This window comes from Variovorax sp. 05L425, assembly GCF_056397705.1.
On the sequence record NZ_JBFTNY010000007.1, the window covers coordinates 103,369 to 125,924 of the forward strand.

The 22,556-nt window shown below is 66.0% G+C and carries 15 protein-coding genes; 8 read left to right on the forward strand and 7 right to left on the reverse strand.

What is annotated here, in order from left to right; all coding sequences use genetic code 11:
- Positions 1-180 precede the first annotated feature (180 nt).
- On the reverse strand, positions 181-780 hold the full coding sequence (locus tag AC1DN9_RS10480; RefSeq protein ID WP_478099793.1) for a glutathione peroxidase: 600 nt from the start codon (positions 778-780) through the stop codon (positions 181-183).
- Between the two features lie 127 nt (positions 781-907).
- Here AC1DN9_RS10480 and AC1DN9_RS10485 point away from each other — a divergent pair, with 127 nt between their 5' ends.
- Complete coding sequence (locus tag AC1DN9_RS10485) at positions 908-1,765, forward strand: ferritin family protein (RefSeq protein WP_478099795.1); 858 nt, start codon at positions 908-910, stop codon at positions 1,763-1,765.
- A gap of 28 nt (positions 1,766-1,793) precedes the next feature.
- On the opposite strand, the gene AC1DN9_RS10490 is transcribed toward AC1DN9_RS10485, so the two are convergent.
- Together AC1DN9_RS10490 and glnE are read right to left on the reverse strand one after the other, a co-directional pair.
- Positions 1,794-2,846, reverse strand: coding sequence for a septal ring lytic transglycosylase RlpA family protein (locus AC1DN9_RS10490; RefSeq protein ID WP_478099797.1), 1,053 nt, complete (start codon positions 2,844-2,846; stop codon positions 1,794-1,796).
- Positions 2,839-5,625 carry a bifunctional [glutamate--ammonia ligase]-adenylyl-L-tyrosine phosphorylase/[glutamate--ammonia-ligase] adenylyltransferase gene (glnE, locus tag AC1DN9_RS10495; protein WP_478099799.1) on the reverse strand — a complete coding sequence of 929 codons (2,787 nt, stop codon included), beginning with the start codon at positions 5,623-5,625 and terminating at the stop codon, positions 2,839-2,841. Before glnE ends, AC1DN9_RS10490 begins: the two co-directional genes overlap by 8 nt.
- A gap of 25 nt (positions 5,626-5,650) precedes the next feature.
- On the opposite strand from glnE, the gene AC1DN9_RS10500 reads away from it, so the two are divergent.
- From AC1DN9_RS10500 to AC1DN9_RS10515, 4 genes are read left to right on the forward strand one after another with little or no spacing between them, the layout of a single operon-like run.
- The gene (locus AC1DN9_RS10500; protein WP_478099801.1) at positions 5,651-9,769 is read left to right on the forward strand and encodes a YhdP family protein; all 4,119 of its coding nucleotides are present in this window, start codon (positions 5,651-5,653) and stop codon (positions 9,767-9,769) included.
- 24 nt (positions 9,770-9,793) lie between these two features.
- Complete coding sequence (locus AC1DN9_RS10505) at positions 9,794-10,609, forward strand: carbon-nitrogen hydrolase family protein (protein WP_478099803.1); 816 nt, start codon at positions 9,794-9,796, stop codon at positions 10,607-10,609.
- Positions 10,610-10,614: 5 nt separating this feature from the next.
- Complete coding sequence (locus AC1DN9_RS10510; RefSeq protein ID WP_478099805.1) at positions 10,615-12,684, forward strand: two-component system sensor histidine kinase NtrB; 2,070 nt, start codon at positions 10,615-10,617, stop codon at positions 12,682-12,684.
- A 20-nt stretch (positions 12,685-12,704) separates the two neighbouring features.
- Complete coding sequence (locus tag AC1DN9_RS10515; RefSeq protein WP_478099807.1) at positions 12,705-13,331, forward strand: response regulator transcription factor; 627 nt, start codon at positions 12,705-12,707, stop codon at positions 13,329-13,331.
- 228 nt (positions 13,332-13,559) lie between these two features.
- On the opposite strand, the gene AC1DN9_RS10520 is transcribed toward AC1DN9_RS10515, so the two are convergent.
- Entirely contained in the window at positions 13,560-14,204 is a 645-nt protein-coding gene (locus tag AC1DN9_RS10520; RefSeq protein WP_478099808.1) for a YiaD family glycine zipper/OmpA-like lipoprotein, read from the reverse strand.
- Positions 14,205-14,376: 172 nt separating this feature from the next.
- Positions 14,377-14,535 carry a hypothetical protein gene (locus tag AC1DN9_RS10525; RefSeq protein WP_478099809.1) on the reverse strand — a complete coding sequence of 53 codons (159 nt, stop codon included), beginning with the start codon at positions 14,533-14,535 and terminating at the stop codon, positions 14,377-14,379.
- Between AC1DN9_RS10525 and mltA the strand changes: the two genes are divergently transcribed.
- Entirely contained in the window at positions 14,534-15,673 is a 1,140-nt protein-coding gene (gene mltA, locus AC1DN9_RS10530) for a murein transglycosylase A (protein ID WP_478099811.1), read from the forward strand. The two genes, AC1DN9_RS10525 and mltA, sit on opposite strands and share 2 nt — an antisense overlap.
- Before the next feature lie 121 nt (positions 15,674-15,794).
- Here mltA and AC1DN9_RS10535 read toward each other — a convergent pair whose 3' ends face one another.
- A complete protein-coding gene (locus AC1DN9_RS10535) occupies positions 15,795-18,197 on the reverse strand; it encodes a PhoX family protein (RefSeq protein WP_478099813.1) in 2,403 nt (800 codons plus the stop codon).
- A 187-nt stretch (positions 18,198-18,384) separates the two neighbouring features.
- On the opposite strand from AC1DN9_RS10535, the gene AC1DN9_RS10540 reads away from it, so the two are divergent.
- A complete protein-coding gene (locus AC1DN9_RS10540) occupies positions 18,385-19,356 on the forward strand; it encodes a methyltransferase, TIGR04325 family (protein WP_478099815.1) in 972 nt (323 codons plus the stop codon).
- Here AC1DN9_RS10540 and AC1DN9_RS10545 read toward each other — a convergent pair.
- Positions 19,316-19,777: an Lrp/AsnC family transcriptional regulator gene (locus tag AC1DN9_RS10545; RefSeq protein ID WP_478099817.1), complete on the reverse strand. Its 462-nt coding sequence runs from the start codon at positions 19,775-19,777 to the stop codon at positions 19,316-19,318. The two genes, AC1DN9_RS10540 and AC1DN9_RS10545, sit on opposite strands and share 41 nt — an antisense overlap.
- Before the next feature lie 106 nt (positions 19,778-19,883).
- Between AC1DN9_RS10545 and mdeB the strand changes: the two genes are divergently transcribed.
- Positions 19,884-22,541 (forward strand): alpha-ketoglutarate dehydrogenase, encoded by a 2,658-nt coding sequence (gene mdeB / locus AC1DN9_RS10550; protein ID WP_478099818.1) that lies wholly within the window; start codon positions 19,884-19,886, stop codon positions 22,539-22,541.
- Positions 22,542-22,556 lie beyond the last annotated feature (15 nt).

Consider the following 22,556-nt stretch of genomic DNA (forward strand, 5'->3'; position numbering starts at 1 on the left):
ACGAAGGAGGGAGGGAGGGAGGAGGAGAAGAATCGCCTCGGGATTTCAACCAGACGGCAGGCGCCCGGAAGACCTCGCAACATGAAACCGATCGGGTGATCCACACCCGAACCCGTTATGAGCGCAGCCTGCGCGACCGGTTCCCGGGTCAGAGGTAAGCGTTTGTGAACGGCGAGTAAATCAGTTCGGCCCGAGTTGCTTCTCGACGTCCCGGATGAACGATCGGTCTTCCGGCGAGGTCAGGCTCGAGTAGGACGCGACGACCGTCCCGTCCCGGCCGATCAAGTACTTGTAGAAATTCCATTTCGGCGTCGTTCCCGAAGCGCGCGCCAACTCCTTGAACAGCGGGTTGGCATCTGATCCGCGTACCGAGCTTTTCGAGAACATCGGAAATTTGACGCCGAAGGTGCTTTCGCAGAAATCCGCGATTTCCTTGTTGGAGCCGGTTTCCTGCGCGAAATCATTCGATGGAAAGCCAAGCACGACCAGTCCCCGAGCGCGGTATTTGCCGTCGAGCGCTTCCAGCCCCTTGTATTGCGGCGTGAATCCACAGAAGCTCGCCGTATTGACGACCAGCACCACCTTGCCCGTGTACTGGCATAAGGTCTGGGGTTTTTCGTCCTGGAGCCTTGGGAAGGTGTGCTGCAGGATGGCCGGACACGCAGCCGCGGCATTCGGAGTGTTCTGGACGTCCTGGGCACTGGCGCTGTAGGGGAGAAAACAGGCCGCGGCCGCGACGGCCAATAGAAAAGTCATGGACAGCCGGATGTGGACTCGCATGGCGGTTTTCCTGAGTAAACGCGGCGTGAATCCGCACGGAAAGGGTACGCCTATTCGCTTCTTCGCGCGCTTGTCATGGACGCGCCAACCCCGCCGACTAAAATCCAGCGGCTCAAGAAAGATACTAATGCTGTACCCGGAACTCTTCAGACAACTCGAATCCGTCCGCTGGGACATGGACAAGGATATTCCATGGCAGTCTTTTGATGGTACTCGGCTCTCCGAAGAACAGGCCCAGACCATCAAGATGAATGCCATCACGGAATGGGCGGCCTTGCCTGCCACCGAGATGTTCCTGCGCGACAACCGGCATGACAGCGACTTCTCGGCCTTCATGTCGATCTGGTTCTTCGAGGAGCAAAAGCACTCGCTCGTGCTGATGGAATACCTCAAGCGCTTCAGTCCGCAGCACGCGCCGACCGAGCAGGAACTGCACGACGTGCGGTTCGACTTCGATCCTGCCCCGCCGCTCGAAACCCTGATGCTGCATTTCTGCGGCGAAATCCGGCTCAACCACTGGTATCGCCGCGCGGCCGAGTGGCACACCGAGCCGGTCATCAAGCACATCTACACCACGCTCAGCCAGGACGAGGCACGCCACGGCGGCGCCTACCTGCGCTACATGAAGCGCGCACTCGAAAAGTTCGGCGACGAGGCGCGTTCCGCATTCACGAAGGTCGGCGTGCTCATGGCCAGCGCGCGTCGCACTGCGCAGGCGCTGCATCCGACCAATCTGCACGTCAACAAGGCGTTGTTCCCCAACGACACCATCCAGAGTCGGGTCCCGGACCCGAACTGGCTCGAACATTGGCTGGACAAGCAGATCAAGTTCGACACCGTCTGGGAAAACAAGGTTGGCGATCGCATCCTGCACAACCTGAGCCTGCTGATGAACAGGAGCTTCAAGACCGTGCAAGAGCTGAACCGCTATCGCAAGGAACTGGCGGCTTCGCTCGGGCCCAAGCCCGAATACCAAGGGGCCTGACCGGGCTCGGCCGCCCTCCCGCAAAACCTCAGCGCCGCTCGACGATGAGAGGGGTCAACTGGAGGCCGTTGCGCACCTGTTCGGCGGCATCGCGGGCGGAATCGCGTGACGCGTAGGGGCCGACCTGCAGGCGATGGGTGCCGCGTTCACTGAATACGTTCAGGGATGGCGCCAGGGTCGGCAGTTCGCGTGCGACTTGCTGCTGGAAGCGCATTGCGCCATCGCGCTGGCTGAATGCGCCCAGTTGTACCCAGAACCCGGGCAATGGTGCTGATGCGACGCCATCTGACGCGGGCAGACGCGAAGTGGTTGAAGGCGACGCTGCCGGGGCTTCAAGCGGGGTCATCGGGGCCAGCGTGACGACCTCCATCGCGTCGGTGCGCGGCGTGGCAGCGACCGGTGCCGTCAATGCCGACGGCACTGTGACACTGTCCGTCACCGGCGCGATTTCGGCAGGTGTGGGCGGCGCCGCACGCTGTGCCAACTGTGTCGTTTCCACATTGCCCCGCCGCCATGCACCGGTGCGGATGTCCTCGTTCGTGATGCGCTCGATTTCGACTGGCGCGACGCCGCGCAGCAAGTCGAGCTTGAGTGCAGCCGTGTAGCTCAGGTCGATGATGCGATCCTCGTGGAAAGGCCCGCGATCGTTCACGCGGACGATCACTTCGCGGCCGTTCGCCGGATTGCGCACGCGCACGTAACTCGGCAGCGGCAGGGTCTTGTGCGCCGCCGTCATCGCGTACATGTCGTAGGGCTCTCCGCTGGCAGTCGACTGGCTGTGGAACTTGCGCCCGTACCACGAAGCCAGTCCGGTTTCGCGAAAAGGGCGGTCGTCCGCGATCGGGACGTACGACCGGCCCAGCACGACATAGGGCTTGCTGGTGCCGCCGCTGCTGCGGATCGGTTCGATGCGCGGCTCCGCGTCGGGGACCTGGCTCAGGCCGGCCGGTGGGTTGGCGTCGGCACCGTCGCGTCCGAAGCCGCCGCTTTTCGGGCCACTCGCGCAACCGGCGAGAAAAAGGAGCGTCGCGCCTGCGACCAACGCAAGAGCGCGCTGGATCGGCAGCGGCGTCTCAGCCAAAGACCGCCTTCCACAAGGCCAGCATGGCTTCGCGTTCCGCGACCAAGGAACTCATCGGCACCTGGGTCGGCTCTTCGTTGAGTCGCGCCCGATGCTGCACGCGCCGCAGTTCGCGATAGGCTGCCGCAGCGTTCTGGCCAACGCCTTCGGGAAGCAAGCCGGCAGCTTCCGCACGCAAGAGCAGTGCGATGTTGCCGACATTGGGGACCAATTCCGGATGCGCCTTCGCCGCGGAGAGCACGAGAAACTGCACCGCGAATTCGGCATCGACCATGCCGCCGGCGCTGTGCTTGACGTCGAAGCGGTCGGGCTTCACCGGTCGCGCCGCGCGCACCTTCTCGCGCATTGCGACGATCTCGGCCTTGAGGGCCTCGCGATCGCGCGGCGCCGTGATCACGGCTTCACGGATGCGGTCGAAGCGCTCGCCCAGCAAAGGATCACCGAGCACGAAGCGCGCACGCGTCATGGCCTGGTGTTCCCACGTCCAGGCCGTGTTGCTGCCCCGGCCCAACTGGTATTTCTCGTAGGCCTCGAAGCTTGTCGTGAGAAGCCCCGAATTGCCGTTGGGCCGCAGCGCGGTGTCGATCTCGAACAAGTCGCCCTCGCGCGTCTTCACAGTGAGCCAGTTGATGAGCTTGCGCACATACGCCGCATAGACCTCGCCGGCGCGCTCGTCGTCGTCGTCGTAGACAAAGACGATGTCGAGGTCGCTGCCGTAGCCCAGTTCCTTGCCGCCGAGTTTTCCGTAGCCGATGATCGCGAACTGCGGCTGTTCGCGGTGCGGGTTGCGCACGTGCGGCCAGCACCAGCGTGCCGTGGCGCGCAGCACCGCGTCGGCCAGCGCACTGAGATCGTCGGCGACTTGTTCGACGGTGATTCGGCCGTCGACGTCGCGCGCGAGTGTGCGAAACAGCTCCGCGTGGTGGGCGTGGCGCAGAAGATTGAGCAGTCGCTCCTCGTCGGCCTCGCCGGTGCGGGTGAGCGACTGGTGCCGGGCTTCGAGCTCGCGCTCGAACTCGGCTGCGACGAAGCGGCCGGACAGCATCTCGTCGCTGGCAAGCTCGTCGATCACACCGGGATGCTGCATCAGGTAGCGCGCCGGCCATTTGGCGGAGCCCAGCAGCCGCAGCAAGCGTTCTTGCACCGCGGGCCGCTCGACGAGCAAGGCGATGTAGTTCTCGCGCCGCAGCAGCGGCTCGATCCAGTCGGCCCAGCGCAGCGCGCCGTCGATGTGGTGCCCGATCTTGCCCGGTGCTTCGCTGTCGGGCTCGCGCAGCCACTGGCCGGTGCGGTGCACCAACTGGCGCAGGCGAGCGCGCGTTTCGTCGCGCAAGGCCAGCACGCGCGGGTTGTCGCGCCAGGCCTTGAGGCGTTCGGCGAACGGTGGGGGCAGGCCGTCGATCAGGTCGGCCAGGTCCACGGGCGCCGCGCTTGCCGCGCCGCCATTGCAGCGCGTGCAGGGTGCCTTGCCGCCGAGGAGCTTGTCGAATTCCTGGGCGACGAACTCGCGGTGCGTGTCGAGCTGTGCGAGAAAGGCGCAGCAATCCTCATAACCGAGTGTTTGCGCGATCCATCGAATGTCGTCGTCGTTGACCGGGAGCACGTGCGTCTGCTGATCATCCAGGTACTGGATGCGATGTTCGACGCGCCTCAGGAATTCGTAGGCGGCAGCCAATGCATCGGCAGCTTCCTGCGGCATCAGGTTGGCGCGTGCAAGCCGCTGCAGCGCGTCGAGCGTCGGGCGGGTACGCAACTCGGGGAACTGCCCGCCGCGCACCACCTGCAGCAACTGCACCGTGAATTCGATCTCGCGGATGCCGCCGCGCGACAGCTTCACGTCGTTCGCGCGTTCGGGCCGGCCGGCGCTGCGGCGCGATGCCTGTTCGCGGATCTGGCGGTGCAGCGTGCGCAGCGAGTCGAACACGCTGTAGTCCAGGTAGCGCCGGAAGACAAATGGGAGCACCACGCCCCTGAGCGCCTGGGCGGAGCCGCTGGTCACCACGGACCTCGGGGCGACGACGCGGCTCTTGAGCCAGGCGAAGCGCTCCCATTCGCGGCCTTGCACCTGAAAATATTCCTCGAGCGCGTCGAGCGAGACCACGCTGGGTCCCGAGTTGCCGTTGGGGCGCAGCGCCAGGTCCACGCGGAACACGAACCCGTGCTCGGTGGTGTCGCCCACCAAGGCATAGATGCGCTTCACCGCCCGCGCGAAATACTCCTGGTTCGACAGCTTGCCCCGACCGTCGACGTCACCGACGGTCTCGCCATCCTGGTCGTAGAGGTAGATGAGGTCGATGTCGCTCGATACGTTCAGTTCTCGAGCACCGAGCTTGCCCATGCCGACAATCCAGATCTGAGCGCGCTGGCCGTCGGCCCCGAGGGGTGCGCCGTGGATCACGTCGAGTTCGGCACAGGCCTCGTGGCATGCGACATCGAGCGCGAATTCGGCGAGCTCGGTCACGGCAGTGGTCACGACGGCGAGCGGCGCTTGCGCGTCGCAATCGAGCGTGACAAGCCGTTCCATCACCAGTTGGCGCACGGTGCGCAGTGCGTCGGCGGCATTGTCCCCGCGACGGCGAAGGGATTCATACGCCTCGGCCATGTGCGCGAGAACGGGCGCGCCAGGGGGCAGCAGCGAAAGCTCGCCCGCATAGCGCCGCCGCAGGCGCTGCACGAAGCGCGAATAGCCCGACAGCGGCGTTGTCGATCCGGATGCTTGCGGCGAACTCTGCGACACGGAGTTGGGGTCGTTGGAACCCGGTTGGGAGCTGGCAGTCATAATTCCCGACACAGCGCGATCCTCAATGAACGACACGACGTCTTCCCCTTCACGTCTGCTCAAGATCACCGCTGTGACGGCGCGCTGGTTGCTGGCATTGCTTTTCGGTGCATGGCTCCTGCTGGTGCTCTCCGTCGTTGTCCTACACGTCTGGATTGTGCCGCGAATCGGCGACTATCGTGGTGCGCTCGAGGCGCAGGCCAGCCGGACCATCGGGGTGCCCGTGCGCATCGGTTCGGTTTCGGCGCAGCCCGGCGGCTTGTTCCCCACCATCGAACTCCGTGATGTCGTGCTTCAGGACGCCAGCGAGCAGGAGGCGCTGCGGCTCATGCGCGTGGTGGCCAGCGTGTCGCCGCGCTCGCTCTGGAACCTCAGTTTCGAGCAGCTCTACATCGAGCAACCGGAGGTGGATGTGCGGCGCGATGCCTCCGGCGAGCTGCACATCGCGGGGATCCACATGTCGACCGAGACCAGTGGCAAAGGCGACGGAGCCGACTGGTTCTTCGCGCAGCGCGAACTCGTCGTCCAGGGCGGGACGGTCCGCTGGATCGACGATGGCCGCAAGATGGAGCCGCTGCGCCTCACCGATGTGCAGTTCGTGGCTCGCAACAGCGGCCGACGTCATGCCATGCGACTTGACGCCACGCCGCCTGCCGGTTGGGGCGAGCGGATCACGCTGATCGGCGATTTCCGCCAGCCGTTGCTGTCGGTTCGCAGCGGCAACTGGAAGACCTGGGACGGCCAGATCTTCGCGAACCTTCCCTACATCGATGTCAAGCGCCTTGGCCGTTACGTGGACCTCGACGCGCGGATCCGCGAAGGCAGCGGTGGATTGCGCCTGTGGGCTGACTTCACCGACGGCAGGCTCACCGGAGCCGTCGCCGATCTGGCGCTGGCGAAGGTCGACGCCTCGCTGGCCAAGGATCTCCAGCCGCTGATCCTTCGCGGCGTTACGGGACGCATGGAGGGGCGGCTGAACGACGAGACCTTCGAGTTCTCTACCACCAATCTGCAGTTCGACACGGCCGATGGCAAGCGTTGGCCGGGGGGCAACATCTGGCTGCAGCTCACGCCCGCGAAAGACCGTGCCGCCGAGCGCGGCGCGTTCCGTGCCGACCGGCTCGACCTTGGCGCGCTGGCGTTGATCGCCGATCGCCTGCCGCTCGGCGATGCCACGCGCAAGCTCATTGGCGAGTATGGTCTGAGCGGCCTGGTCGAACGCGTCGATGCGAACTGGCAGGGCCCGCCCGACGCGCCCGGCAAATACCAGCTGCGTGGCCGCGTGAGCGACTTCAGCATTTCGTCGCAGCCGGGCGAACCCGTTGAAGCGTCGCCGTCTCACGAAGGAACTCGCGCCGCGGCAACGGCAGCAGCAGCGGCGGAGCCGCCACCCGTTCCCGTGGGTACTCCCGGCGTGCGCGGCGCCACGGTCGAGTTCGATGCCAGCCAGGCCGGCGGCAGCGCCACGGCCTCGATCACGAAGGGCGCGCTCGACTTTCCGGGCGTTTTCGAAGAGCCCGTGGTCCCGATCGACCAGCTCTCGATGCAGGCGCAGTGGAAGGTTGACGGAGAGGCGGTGCAGGTTCAGGTCTCGAACCTGCGCTTCGCCAATGTCGACGCGGAGGGCGAGGCGCAGGCCAGTTGGCGCACCAGCGATCCGGCGGTGTCGCGCAGCGGTGCGCGCTATCCGGGTGTTCTGGACCTGCAGGGCAAGCTCACCCGCGCCGACGGCACGCGGGTCTACCGCTATCTGCCGCTGCACATACCCAAGCAAACGCGCGACTATGTGCGCGACGCGGTGACGAAGGGCACGGCCAGCTCCGTCGATTTCAAGGTCCGGGGCGATCTGCACGACATGCCCTTCATGGACCCGAAGCAGGGCGACTTCCGCATTGCAGCGCGGGTCGCCGACGTCACCTACGCGTACGTGCCCTCCGCGCCCAATACGCCCAAGTCCTGGCCTGCGCTGAACGGCCTCTCCGGCGAACTTGTCTTCGAGCGGGCCGGCATGCTGGTGCGCAATGCGCGGGGCCGCATCGTCGGCGCGCCCGGCGTCGAGGTGACGAAGGCCGAGGCGCAGATCGCCGACATGTCGAGCCACGCGGCGCTGCTCAAGGTCGACGCCCAGGCCAAGGGCCCGCTCGCCGAGGTGTTGCGGGTCGGCGCACCGCTCGCCGGAGAGGCCGAGAAGACGCTCGCCGACATGCGCGCGACCGGCAACGCGGACTACAAGCTTCGGCTCGAACTTCCGCTCTCGGCCATGGAGAAGTCGAAGGTGCAGGCCAGCATTGCGCTCACCGACAACGATCTGCAACTCGCTCCCACGGCGCCCGCCCTCGCCCAGGCGCGTGGCACGGTGAACTTCACCGAGACCGGCTTTTCGCTGGCGGGCATCCAGGCCAGTGCGTTGGGAGGCGCGGTGCGCATCGAAGGCACCGGCCGATTCGGCAGCACCAACCAGGACCTGACCATTCGCGTGCAAGGGAACGCGACCGCCGAAGGACTGCGCGCGGCGCGCGAGGTCGACTGGCTCGCGCGGCTGGCACGAAGCACGACGGGCGGCACCGCCTATGCCGCCACTTTCTCGGTGCGCGACGGCGTTCCGGAATTTCTGCTCACCAGCAGCCTGCAAGGACTGGGGCTTCAAATGCCGCCGCCGCTGACCAAGGCAGCCGAGGAGTCGATGCCCTTGCGTATCGAGAAGAAAGTCGTGCTGCGCGAATCCCGGTCCACGCCGGTGGTCAACGATCAGATTTCGGTCGAGCTGGGTCGCGCCGTGTCGGCAACGTACGTGCGCGACATTTCGGGCAGCAATGCAAAGGTACTGCGCGGCGGCATCGGCGTCGGGCTGGCGACGGGCGAATCCGCGGCACCGCCGGATCGCGGCGTGTTCGCGAACCTGCGATTCGATCGGCTCGATATCGCCGCCTGGCAGGCGCTCTTCGGCGACACCACCGGCAAGGCGCCCGAAGCGACCGGCGCCACCGACAGCGCCGACGATGCACTCTCCTTCCTGCCCACGCTCATTGCGCTGCGGGCGCGGGAACTCGCCCTGGGCGGCAGGACGCTGCACGACGTCGTGCTGGGCGGCACGCGCGAGGGCCCCCTCTGGCGCGCCAACATCGACGCCACCGAACTCAGCGGTTATGCCGAATACCGCCATACGCAGGCCGGGCGACTGTATGCGCGGTTGGCACGGCTCAAGATCGCGCGCAGCGAAGCCACCGCTGTCGAATCCCTGCTCGACGAACAACCCAGCACGCTGCCTGCGCTCGACATCATCGTCGACGACTTCGAACTCTTCGGACATCAGCTCGGGCGGGCGGAGATTGATGCGGTCAATCGCGGCGGCGTCGGACGCGAATGGCGGCTCAACCGTCTGGCGCTCATCAATCCGGATGCCACCTTCACGGCGCAAGGCGCATGGGCCGCGCCGCCGGGCAGCGGTGCCGCAGCCGGCCGCGATCAGCGCCGCACCAGCATGGATTTCAAGCTCGAGATCGCCGACGCGGGCAACCTTCTCACGCGCTTCGGAATGAAGGACGTGGTGCGGCGCGGGCGTGGCCGGCTCGAAGGCGCCGTGCAGTGGACCGGCTCTCCGTTCTCGATCGACTACCCCAGCCTTGGCGGGCAGTTGCAGATCAACGTCGAATCAGGGCAGTTCCTCAAGGCCGATCCCGGCATCGCCAAGCTGCTGGGCGTACTCAGCCTCCAGGCCTTGCCACGGCGGCTGACCCTCGACTTCCGCGATGTTTTCAGCGAAGGTTTCGCATTCGACTTCCTGCGTGGCGACGTCACGTTTGACCAGGGGGTGGCGACGACGAACAACCTGCAGATGAAGGGCGTCAATGCCGCCGTGCTGATGGACGGTTCGGCCGACCTTGCCCGCGAAACGCAGAGCATCCGCGTGGTCGTCGTGCCCGAGATCAACGCGGGCACGGCCGCCCTGGTGGCGACGGCGATCAATCCCGCCATCGGCCTCGGCACCTTCCTCGCGCAGATGGTGCTGAGCAGGCCGCTGGTTGCGGCGGCCACGCAGGAGTTCAAGATTGACGGCACCTGGACCGATCCCAAAATCACCAAGGTGCCCCGCCGGCTGTTGCCGGAGGCCCAAAGCGCGCCGGTGGCGCCCGCCCCGCGCTAGTACGAGCACAAGGAGAGATCCGCCATGAAAGTCGCTGCAATCCAGATGGTGTCGGCCATCGCCCGCGAGGCCAACCTGGCGCGCGCCCACGCGCTGCTGGCCGAAGCCGCGGAGGGAGGCGCCGAACTCGCCGTGCTGCCCGAGTATTTCTGCATGATGGGCGCGCGCGATACCGACAAGCTCGGGCTGCGCGAAACCGCCGGCGCGGGTTCCGTGCAGAGTTTTCTCGCGGATGCCGCACGGGAATTCGGCTTGTGGATCGTCGGCGGCACCCTGCCGCTCGAAACCGACGACGACAACCATGTGTTCAACAGCTCGCTGGTCTACGCGCCCGACGGCGTATGCGTCGCGCGCTACGACAAGATCCATCTCTTCTTCTTCGACAACGGCCGCGAACGCTACGACGAACGCCGCGTGATCGCGCCCGGCAGCGAGCCCGTGATTTTCGATCTGCCCTCGCGGGACGGCCATCTGTGGCGCATCGGCATGAGCGTGTGCTACGACCTGCGCTTTCCCGAGCTCTATCGGGCGCTGGCCCGGGAGGGTGCCGAACTGTTGCTCGTGCCCAGCGCGTTCACGCACACCACTGGCGCCGCGCACTGGGAGGTGCTGCTGCGTGCGCGTGCCATCGAAAACCTCGCCTGGGTGGTTGCGCCCGCGCAGGGCGGCAAGCACGAGAACGGCCGGCGGACGTGGGGCCAGTCGATGGTGGTCGACCCCTGGGGCACCGTCGTCGCGCAACAGGCCAATGACGAGGCCGTGGTTCTGTTCGACATCGACGCGCTGCAGGTCGAGCGTGCGCGCACGCAGCTGCCGGCGTTGTCTCATCGCGTGATCTGAAGACGGTGTCCTCGCCCACGCTGCCTGTCGCACGCGTCCTTCGTCCCGCCTTCGCGCGGCTGCGCTTCCTGCGCTCCGTATGGCGGCGCTGGTTCCTCTGGGTGCTGTTGGCCATCCTCGTTCTTGCATTGCTCGTCACCGTCGTCTGGCTGGCCGGCCGGCACGAGGTCGAGCAGGCGCAGACGGTGCTGGACCGTGACACGGCCGATGCGGTGGCCGACTTGCGCGTCGGCCTGCAGCGCAACGCGCAGACCTTGCGCGCTTCGCTCGCGGACGGCGTGAATCGCGATCAGTGGGACCTCCGCGCCGGGAGCCTGCTGCGCGAGCACCGCGAATGGCTGCGGCTCGAGTGGCGCGACGCCGCATTGCGGCCGCAGGCCGCGGTCGATACGCCTTATCGCAGGCGCATCTTCGACGACGTCGACCGGGGCCAGGCACACCCCGATGTGGATCTCGCTTGCGCGACGGCACGCAAGCTGGGGGCGGTCGCGTACTCACCCAGCCACTATGTCCCGGTCACTCAGGGCAACGGGCTGGAGGTCATGGAAATGTGCCTGCCGGTCGAGGGCGGCGGCTATCTCGTGGCTTCCTATTCGCTGAGGGACATGCTGACCGAACTGGTTGCCCCGACGCTGAGCCGCGGGCAGGAAGTCGCCTTCACCGAGGTCGACGGCACGCGGCTGGTGGCGATCGGCGTGCAGCGCCGCGTCGGCACACGCGTCTTCACTTCGCAGCAGCTGATCGATCTTCCGGGTGCGCCCCTGATGCTGCGCGTCGACGGCTGGCGGGCCGTTCCGGATCTCTTCCCGAACATGCTGACGGCGCTTGTCACGGCGATTTCGATCGCGCTCGTGTCCGTGCTGGTGCTGCTGGCGCGCGATACGCGTCGGCGCCTGCGTGCCGAGCACGATCTGGCCGATGCGCTCGCATTCCGCAAGGCCATGGAAGACTCGGTCATCACGGGCCTTCGGGCGCGCGACCTCCAGGGCCGCATCACCTATGTGAACCCGGCCTTCTGCGAGATGGTGGGCTTCAGCGTCGAGGAGCTCACCGCCAGCGGCGGCGACGAGGCGCCCTACTGGCCGACCGAACTCGCGCACGAATACCAGCGCCGGCAGGCCGTACGCATGGCCGGCGGCGTGCCCCCGCGCGAAGGGTTCGAATCGGTTTTCATGCGCAAGGACGGCAGCCGCTTTCCGGTGCTGATCTTCGAGGCGCCGCTGATCAACGCGCATGGCTCGCAGACGGGCTGGATGAGCGCCTTCATCGACATCAGCGAGCAGCGCCGCATCGAGGAGCTGTCGCGCGCGAGCCAGGAGCGGCTCCAGGCCAGCGCGCGTCTCGCGACCGTCGGCGAAATGGCGTCGCTCCTGAGCCATGAACTCACGCAACCGCTGGCCGCCATCGCGAGTTATGCGAGCGGCTCGCTCAATCTGCTGCATGCCGACGATGAATCGTCGCTGCAGAGCCACCGTGACGAGGTCGCCATGGCGGTGCGCCGCATCGCCGAGCAGGCCGACAGGGCGGGCCAGGTGATTCGCAGCGTGCATGACTTCGTGCGGCGGCGCGATCGCACGCGAGAGGCGGTCGCGCCGCATGCCCTGATCGACGCGGTGCTTCCGCTCGTGCTCCTGCAGGCGCGCAAACTGGGCGTGCAGGTCGAAGTCGTTCTCGACGACCACCTCTCCTCGGTGTATTGCGACCGCACGCTGGTCGAGCAGGTTCTGCTCAACCTGGCGCGCAACGGCATGCAGGCCATGGACATGCCGGGGCTGGGCGATCGTGTGCTGCGCCTCAAGGTCGTTCGCGCGGGCGCCGTGGGCCGCGGCCCCGAGACCGTCTCGGCCGCGGACGCACGCCGCTGGCTCGAGTTCTCCGTATCGGACGTCGGCTCGGGCATCAGCGACGATGTGGCCGCTCGCCTGTTCACTCCTTTCTTCACCACGCGATCCGACGGCATGGGCCTGGGCCTCAGCCTGTGTCGCACGGTTGTCGAGCAGCACGGCGGCGTGCTGATGTTCGAGCCGCAGCACCCGCGCGGCACTGTCTTTCGCTTTACCCTGCCGGCTGCCTGAAGGCTCGCTGATTGATCGCCATGCAACCCCTGATCGATGCCCTGATTTTTATCGTCGACGACGATGCGAGCGTTCGCGAGGCGCTGGCCTGGTTGCTGCGTTCGCGACGTCTTTCGAGCGAGAGCTTCGCGAACGCCGAAGCCTTCGAAGCGCGGCTGGCCGACGAACCGCTGAGCGATCGTCCGCATTGCCTGTTGCTCGACGTGCGCATGCCCGGCACCAGCGGCCTCGTGTTGTTCGACCGACTGGTGGAGCGCGGTCTCCTGGACGCGATGCCGGTGATCTTCCTGACCGGCCATGCCGACGTGCCGACGGCTGTCGACGCGGTCAAGCGCGGCGCCTTCGACTTCTGCGAGAAGCCCTTTTCCGACAATGCGTTGGTCGACCGGATCGAGCAGGCGCTCGGCGCCTCGTTGCGCGCCATCGAGGCGGAGCGTGCGCGTCAGGTGTTGAAGCGGCGCATCGGTGAACTGACCGATCGCGAGCGCGACGTGATGCGCTGCGTGATCGAGGGCTTGCCCAACAAGCTGATCGCGGACCAGCTATCGATCAGCGTGCGCACGGTGGAGGTCCATCGTGCGCGCGTGTTCGAAAAGATGGAAGTCAAGTCAGCCGTAGAGTTGGCCAACCTCCTGCGCGGCGTCTGATTGTTGCTCGCCCCCAGGTTGGCTCACTTCGTGGAGCCGCCTCGAGTCGCTGCCTGAGGCAGCGGCTCTTCGGGCCGTCCAAGCCTGCGCAGGCAGGCTTGGAGCCGCAGCCCTCAGCCCCCTGCCGGGGGCAACACCGGCGGCCCAGCGAAGCCGGTTCCGCGGTGTTTCACGAAGGGGCCTGGCTTTGCCGGCCGGGCTCCGATGCCGTGTCTGTTTGGGGTGAGGCTAGCCTTGCGCTCGTTCGCCGACGTAGATTTCCACGCGGCGGTTCTGCGCGCGCCCCGCGGGTGTGCTGTTGTCGGCGATCGGTTCGCGGGAGCCGCGGCCGTCGATCTTGAAGGCGGTCGGCGACACGCCGCGTGCGATCAGGTAGTCGCGCGTGGCCGCGGCACGCTGGATCGACAGCGGGTCGTTGATGGCGTCGGTGCCGGTGCTGTCGGTGTGGCCGACGATGCGGACCTCGGCGTTGGGGTTGTTGCGCAGTCCGGAAGCGAACTGATCGAGGATCGGCGAGAAGTTGGGCTTGATCACCGAACGGCCGACGTCGAAGGAAACGTCGCTCGGGATCGCGAGCTTCAGCTCGTTGTTCGGCGTCTGGGTCACGGCGACACCGGTGCCCTTGGTCGCGGCTTCCATCTGGCGCTTCTGGTTTTCCATGCGCTGCGACCACAGGTAGCCGCCCGCCGCACCCGCCAGGGCGCCGATGGCCGCACCAGTGCCAGCGCTGTGGCCGGTGGCGGATCCGATCGCTGCGCCGGCGACCGCACCGACACCGGCGCCGATGCCGGTGCCCTTCTGCGTTGCGGTCATGTCGGCACAGCCCGAAAGTACATATGCCGCGGCACAGGTTGCGAGTACGAGTTTTTTCATTGAAGCCCTTTCGGTGGTGAAAACTGACCGCGCCGATTATCCAGAGCGCTCGACGTTTCGAGCCGTGGCGGCGGTTTCAGCATGTAACGCCTGGCGGCCATGCCGCTCCCTGGAAAGGCTTGCCGGATATGGCAAGCGTGCTATTGAAAGCGTAGCGCGCAGGCTCTCTGCCTCAATCGCGCTGCGAAGGCTTGTCGGACGTGGGCGTGTCCTCGGCGTCGGCATCGTCGTCGTGCAACTCGCCACGCTTGCGGCCCGAGAACATGGTCCACCAGATGATCAGGATGAACACGACTCCCGCGCCCAGGGCTTCAAGCAAAATCAGACCCATGAAAAAAGGACTCCAGTGGCTGGTTGGGCTCGCGATCGTAGCAACGCTCGCCGGCTGTTCCACCAGCACGAGGCAGCCCGAGCTCCCTCTCACAGCGCCGAGTGTGAACGCGCCGCCACGCGATCTCGGCCCGTTGACCGGTTCGCTCGCGCATCCGAAGAGCCGCTGGGTGCCCGTCGCGTGGTCGGATCTGCCGGGGTTCAACGACGACGCGCTGCATGAAGGCTGGGTCGCGATGATCTCGAACTGCGCACGCCCCAACGCAGCCTTCGCGCCGCTTTGCCGCGAGGTGCGGGAGTTGTCCCTTGCGGAGACCGACGAGCAGCGCGCATGGATGATGCAGCGACTGCAGCCGTATCGGGTCGAATCGCCGACCGGCCCCACCGACGGCAAGCTCACCAGCTACTACGAGCCGGTGTTCGAAGCGACACGCCGTCCCACCGCGACGAACACCGTGCCGCTTTATCAGGCGCCGGCCGGCCTTGTGCCGAAGCGACCGTGGTACACGCGGCAGGAAATCGATACGCTGCCACAGGCGCAGGCGGCGCTGCGGGGCCGCGAGATCGCATGGCTCGCCGATCCGATCGACGTGCTCATGTTGCACATCCAGGGTTCGGGGCGATTGCGCATGACCGAGGCCGACGGCTCGCAGCACGTGATCCGTGTCGCCTTCGCGGCCACCAACGAGCAGCCTTATCGGAGCGTGCAGCAATGGCTGATCAGCCAGGGTGTGCCGAAGGTGAGCTTGTGGCCCGACGACGTCAAGCAGTGGGTGGCGCAAAACCCGCAGCGTCTGTCGCAATTGCTGTGGAGCAATCCGCGCTATGTCTTCTTCCGGGAGGAGTCGATGAGCGAGGTCGACGCATCCTCCGGTCCCGTAGGTGCGCAGGGCGTGCCGCTTACGGCGGGTCGCTCGATCGCGGTCGACCGCGACAGCATTCCCTACGGCACGCCGGTATGGCTCGCTTCACCGGGCCCCGCGATGCCGCTGGCCAAGCTGGTGGTCGCGCAGGACACGGGCAGTGCGATCGTGGGTGCGGTGAGGGCCGACTATTTCGCCGGCACAGGCGCGGAGGCCGGACGCATCGCCGCAAAAATGAATCAATCCCTTCGCCTGTGGGCTCTCTGGCCGAAATAGGGCTCGCCCCCAGGTTGGCTCACTTCGTGTAGCCGCCCACCCCCTGCCGGGGGCAACACCAGCGGGCCGGCAAAGCCGGTTCCGCGGTGTTTCTGGAAGGCGTTGCGGAGAACGGGCGTGTTCAGAGGCCGATGACGCCGCCGTCGTCCTTGGTAATCATCACTGTCGCCGAACGGGGGCGTGCTGTTGCGCCGCCGGGGCCGTAGGCTGCAACGCCTGCGCCGTTGCCTGGCCAGTGGCTTTCGTACTTGCCTGGGTCCGCGATGTTCGCGGCGGCTGTGTTCTCGCCCGGGTGCTGGATGTTGATGAAGAGCGTCTTGCCGTCGGGTGATTCGGCCAGGCCGGTGACTTCGGCGCCGAGTGGTGCGGTGAGGAAGCGCTTGAAGATGGTGTCGTTCATCTTCTTGCCGGCATAGGTGCCTACGGTCACGGGGCCTGTGCCCGCGGCCCCGGGCTTGCCGTTGGCTTGGTTGACGACGTCGATCTTGCCGCCATCACCGTATTCGCCCGGAATCGCCGCCAGCAGCATGCAGTTGGTGACGTCGGTGTAGGCGTTGTCGTCGGTCTCGATCCAGAGGATGCCGCTCGCGTGCGAGAACCAGCAGCCGTCGGGCTTGGACAGGTCGTTGAATTCCGACAGCCCGGACAGGTTCACGTTCTTCTGGTAGTTGACGTCGTCGAGGCCGGCATCGGCCTTCGCCTGGCTGCCGAACAGGAAGATGTCCCAGTCGAAGGTGGTGGCCGATGCGTCGCTGCCGGTTTCGCGGATGCGCATCACCTGGCCGTTGACGTTGCCCTTCGAGGTCGAGGCCGTGGCGTTCTGCGTGGAGACGCCCTTGTTGTCGAGCCAGTAGCGCGGGAAGGCCGGATCCACGTCGGGGTTGGGCACGTTGTTGCTGCTCGTCGTGCCGACCGCGCCGCGGTCCGGGTTCTCGGTCATGGTGATGTAGATCTCGCCGTTCTTCGGATTCACGGCGGTCCACTCGGGGCGGTCGCACTTGGTGGCGCCAGCGGCGTCGGCGGCGAGGCGCGCGTTGACCAGCACGTCGGCGAGGTCGGCGAAGGCGTACGCGGCGTTGCCGGAAATGGCCGTGTTGCTCAGGTCCAGCTTGAGCCAGGTGCCCGTGCCGTCCGCATTGAACTTCGCCGCATAGAGTGTGCCGTCGTCGAGGTACTTGCTGCCCGTGGCGAGGCGGTCGACCGGGTTTGCGTCGGCCGCGCTCCACACGGCATTGGACAGGTACTTGTAGACATACTCGCTGCGCGAGTCGTCGCCCATGTAGAAAGCCAGCGGCTTGCCGACGACCGGGTTGCTGGGCCACGCGCCTTCGTGAGCGAAGCGTCCGAGCGCGGTGTGCTTGACCGGCTTCGAGTTCGGATCGTAGGGGTCGATCTCGACCACCCAGCCGAAGGTGTTGGCCGTGTTGCGGAAATCATCTGTGCCGTCGGTGGAGGCGCCGAGGCTGCTCGCGTCCCAGCGCGCGTACTCGGTGTTCGTGCCGTCGATTGGCGCGACGGTGGCCCAGCGCTGGCCGCCGCCTGCGCCTTGTGCAAGGCCGATGCGCTTGAAGGCGGCCAGTTCCTTGGCACTGCGCTTGGCGTCGTCCGTCGCGCCGCGGCGGAAGAAGCCGGCGAAATTTTCTTCGCAGGTCAGGTAGGTGCCCCACGGCGTATAGCCGGATGCGCAGTTGCCGATCATGCCGCGCGTGTCCGTGCCGGCGGGTGAGTATGTGGTCTTCAGCAGGGCCGAACCGCTCGCCGGGCCGCCGAAGGCCATCGGCGTGCGCGGCGTGATGCGGCGGTTGAAGGTCGAACCCTTGACCACCGCGAACTTGCCGTTCGACCGCGCGATCTCGACCACGGAGGCGCCGTGCGCTTCCACTTCCTTGAGCGCCTCCGCTTCGGGGCGCGGTCCGGCGCTCGAGCCGGCGTTGGTCTGCCCGCTCGGATGCATGAAGACCACGGTGCCGTTGATGGCCTCGTGGTTGATCGCCATCAGTGCGCGGTCGTTGGCGGTGAGGGACGGCTTGCCGTCGGCGCCGAGACCGAAGTAGTGCATGCCATCGTGTTGGTCACCGCTGCGGCGGTTGAAGGTGTCGTCGCTGCCGTCGTTCTTGTAGTCGGAGACGGCAGGGTCGATCGAATCGCCGGTCGCGTAGAGCACGGTGGCGGTGTAGCCGGCGGGCACGGTGATGCGATCCGCGAGGTCCTTGCCCACTGCCGAGAAGCCGAGCTTGGGCTCGGCCGCGGGGGCTGGTGCGGGTGCCGGCGCCGGTGCCGGGGAAGGCGAGGGCGCGGGCGCGGGCGGGAAGACAGCGCCGTTGCTGCCTCCGCCGCAGGCGCTCAACGCCAGCGGGCCCAGGGTGGCCGCAGTCAGCGCGCCAACGCCGCCGCGCAGCAAGTGGCGGCGGTGCATGCGCGTGGCAATGACCTCGTGAAGGCTGGCATTCGAACTCGGGTTGTTGTCGAGGTCGTCGGGGTCAATGGAATCGACCGGCGCGGGGGGTGCGGAGAGATGTTTCATCGTATGGTTTGGCTGACGGGAGCCTGACCATATCGATGCAATATGAAACTTCTGTTTCCCTGCGATTCCGTGCGGATATACCGGTTGCAGTCGACCGAAAATCCGCTATTGATTAATTCTTTGGTGTTCTTTTTGTGACAGGGCTTTCGCGGCTTGCTAGTGGATTCCGGTAGGGGGACAGGACGCGATGATGATGCTCAACTTGGCGAGGCAGTTGCGTCAGCTGCTGGATGTCCCGATTCGCCCGGCACGGGTCCGATTGAAGCGCAAGCAGTTCTTCACGCCTGAAGGGTTTTGTGACTACTTTGGCGTGTTCGAAAGTTTCGACGCCGCGCGTGCCTGGCTGCCGCACAGTCTGGAATTTGATCATCCGGCCTTGGCCCAAGGCTACGACGAGCACACCCGACACGTGTTTGCCTACGACTACCCCATGATGTGGTGGCTGCAGCAGGCCTTCTGGGGTGGCGCCTCGACGGTGCTGGACATCGGCGGCTCCTTTGGCGTGCACTACTACGCGTACAGGCGCTACCTCCAGATGCCGGACGACTTGATTTGGCAGGTGGTGGAGGTGCCGGCGATGGTGGCCGTCGGCAGGGAGTTTGCCGCCCTGCACGAAGCCATGGCGCTTCGCTTCACGGTCGATTTCAAGGAGGCCGGAAGGTACGCCAGCATCTGGCTTTCCGCTGGCGCCCTTCAATACATCGACGAAGGTCGAATCGATCGCTTGCTTCAAATGTCAGGGGCGCGACCCCCTCATATCCTCATCAACAAGCTTCCAATCTACGATGGAAGCGCCTTCGTGACGGCCCAGAACATCGGCCACGGCTGCTACGCGCCCGTACAGGTTTTCAGCCGCAAGAGTTTCGTCAGTGAGATCGAGGCACTTGGATACATGCTGATCGAAGAATGGAAGGTGCACGAGCGGTCCTTGCTGATTCCGGGTCATCCGGAACTCTTCATTCAAGCTTTTTCCGGGTTTTATTTTTCTCGCCCAGACTCGACGCTCGAAGCGCCGCTCGACAGTCCGTCAAGATGCTGCATCGAGCCTGCCCTGCCCGCCGCTCCACTCGTTGGGCGCGTGCACCGCGCGTGGTCGAGAGTTCGGCGCTCGCGTGCGTCTAGGGCAGCGGCAACGCCGTCTTGTATCTCACTTGCTTGAGTGCAAAGCTGGAGCGAATCTTTTCGATGCCGCTGATCGGCGTGAGTTGTTCGAGGATGAATTTCTCCAGCGCCGCGATGTCGGCCACCGCGACGCGGATCAGGTAGTCGCTGTCGCCTGTCATCAGGTAGCACTCCATGACCTCGTCGTGCTCCGCGATGCGCTGCTCGAAGTCGGCCAGCGATTGCTTGCTTTGCGTCTTCAGGCTGATCGAGATGAACACGTTGAGACCGAGCCCGAGCGCGCTCGCGTTGACCAGCGCCACGTAGCGCCGAATGACGCCGGCCATCTCGAGCGCCTTCACGCGCGCGAGGCAGGGCGACGGCGAAAGATGCACGCGGCGCGCGAGTTCCACGTTGGAAAGCGCGCCGTCGCGCTGGAGCTCGTCCAGGATGCGAAGGTCGATCGCGTCGAGTTGCATGAAATGCTTCAATCGGAATGAAGCGCGGCATTTTATGCTGCGAGATTGCGAGCAACGTTGTAGAAACGGCATCTCATGTCGACAATCGCTGCCTAAAGTGCGGCTCATGAACGCCCCGATCTCTCCTGACCAGTTGCGCGCGCTGCTCGACATGTCCTTGCATGACCCAGACCCCGTCGAAACCGCCGAATGGCGCGAAGCCTTCGTCGCGCTGGCGGAGACGCATGGCCCCGAGCGGGCGCGCTGGATGCTCGACGAACTCGCGCGCATGGCCCGTGCCCAGCGCATCGGATGGCAGCCGGAGTTGTCCACGCCGTATGTCAACACCATCGCTGTCGAGGCGCAGCCCGCCTTTCCTGGCGATCTCGCGATCGAAGAGCGGCTTGCTTCGCTGATGCGCTGGAATGCGCTCGCGATGGTGGTGCGCGCCAATCAGGCCTATGGCGAACTCGGCGGCCATATCGCGAGTTACGCCAGCGCGGCGGACCTGTTCGAAACGGGGTTCAACCACTTCTTCCACGCCCGCACGCCATCGCATCGCGGCGACCTCGTGTTCTTCCAGCCGCACAGCGCGCCCGGCGTGTATGCCCGCGCTTACCTCGAAGGCCGCCTCGGCGAAGAGGACCTGATGCACTACCGCCAGGAACTGACGGCGCCGGCCTTCGTCGACGGCAAGGGCGCGCGTGGCCTGAGCAGCTACCCGCACCCGTACCTGATGCCGGACTTCTGGCAGTTCCCGACCGGCTCGATGGGCATCGGCCCCATCAGCTCGATCTACCACGCGCGGTTCATGCGCTACCTCACGCACCGCAATCTGCTTGACTGCGAGGGCCGCAAGGTGTGGGGCGTGTTCGGCGACGGCGAGATGGACGAGCCCGAATCCATGAGCGCGCTGACGCTCGCGGCGCGCGAGAAGCTCGACAACCTTGTGTGGGTCGTCAACTGCAATCTGCAGCGGCTCGATGGGCCGGTACGCGGCAACGGCCGCATCATCGACGAGCTCGAAAAGCTCTTCGCCGGCGCCGGCTGGAACGTGATCAAGCTCGTCTGGGGCAGCGATTGGGACGGCCTCTTCGCGCGAGACGTCAACGGCGCGCTGGTGCGCGCCTTTGCCAACACCGTCGACGGCCAGATGCAGACATTTGCCGCCAAGGATGGCCGCTACAACCGCGACACCTTCTTCGGCCAGGACGAGGAACTCGCGCGTCTCGCGCAAGGCATGACCGACGAGCAGATCGATCGCCTGAAGCGCGGCGGCCATGACCTCGTGAAGATCCACGCCGCCTATGCGGCCGCCGCGGTGCACGCCGGCCAGCCCACCGTGATCCTTGCCCACACCAAGAAAGGCTACGGCATGGGCACCGCCGGCCAGGGCAAGATGACCACGCACTCGCAGAAGAAGCTGGACGACACCGACCTCATCGAGTTTCGCAACCGCTTCAACCTGCCGCTCACGGACGAGCAGGCGACCACCGCTGCTTTCTACAAGCCGGCTGAAGACAGCCCCGAGATGCACTACCTGCTCGGCCGTCGCGCCGCGCTCGGCGGCAGCATGCCGCGCCGGGAGACCGCGTGCGATGCCGTGCCCAAGCCCGATATCGCGGCCTATGCGCAATTCGCCGTCGCCGCGTCCGGCAAGGAGATGAGCACCACCATGGCCTTCGTGCGGATGCTGGGCAACCTCATGAAGGACAAGGCGCTCGGTCCGCGCGTGGTGCCGATCGTCGCCGACGAGGCACGCACCTTCGGCATGGCGAATCTCTTCAAGCAGGTGGGCATTTATTCGAGCGTGGGCCAACGCTACGCGCCGGAAGACATTGGCTCGGTGCTTTCCTACCGCGAGGCCACCGATGGCCAGATTCTCGAGGAGGGCATCAGCGAGGCCGGCGCCATCGCGAGCTGGACGGCCGCGGCGACCAGCTACAGCGTGCACGGGCTGGCGATGCTGCCCTTCTACATCTATTACTCGATGTTCGGCTTCCAGCGCGTGGGCGATCAGATCTGGGCGGCGGCCGACCAGCGTCCGCGCGGCTTCCTGCTGGGCGCCACATCGGGGCGCACCACATTGGGTGGCGAAGGATTGCAGCACCAGGATGGATCGAGCCATCTGATCGCCGCGACCATTCCGAACTGCAAGGCCTACGACCCCGCCTTTGCCGGCGAGATGGCCGTCATCGTCGACGCAGGCATCCGGGAGATGATGGTCGAGCAGAAGGACGCGTTCTATTACGTCACGCTGATGAACGAGAACTACGCGCAGCCCGATCTTCCGGCGGGCGTCGAGAGCGATGTGCTGCGCGGTTGCTATCGCTTCAGCGCCTGGAAGGGCGGAAAGGGCGGGAAGGGCGCGCAGGCGGTCACCCTGCTCGGCTCCGGCGCCATCCTCACGGAAGTCATCAAGGCTGCCGAACTCCTGGCCGGCGAAGGCATCGCGGTGGATGTCTTCAGCATCACGAGCTGGAGTGAACTTGCGCGCGACGGCCGCGCCTGCGAAGAGCGCGCACTGTCGGGCGAAGCCGACCCGGGCACGGCTTTCATCGCGAAGCAGCTTGCCGGCGGGAGCGGCCCCGTCATCGCCGCGACCGACTACGTCCGTGCAGTGCCCGAAAGCATCCGCGCCTTCCTCCCTGAAGGGCGGCGCTACATCACGCTCGGCACCGATGGCTTCGGCCGCAGCGACACGCGCGCAGCGTTGCGCCGCTTCTTCGGCGTCGATGCGCAAAGCATCGTGCGCGCCGCGCGGTATTCGCTGGCATCGCGCTGAAAAAGCCAAGCGGGG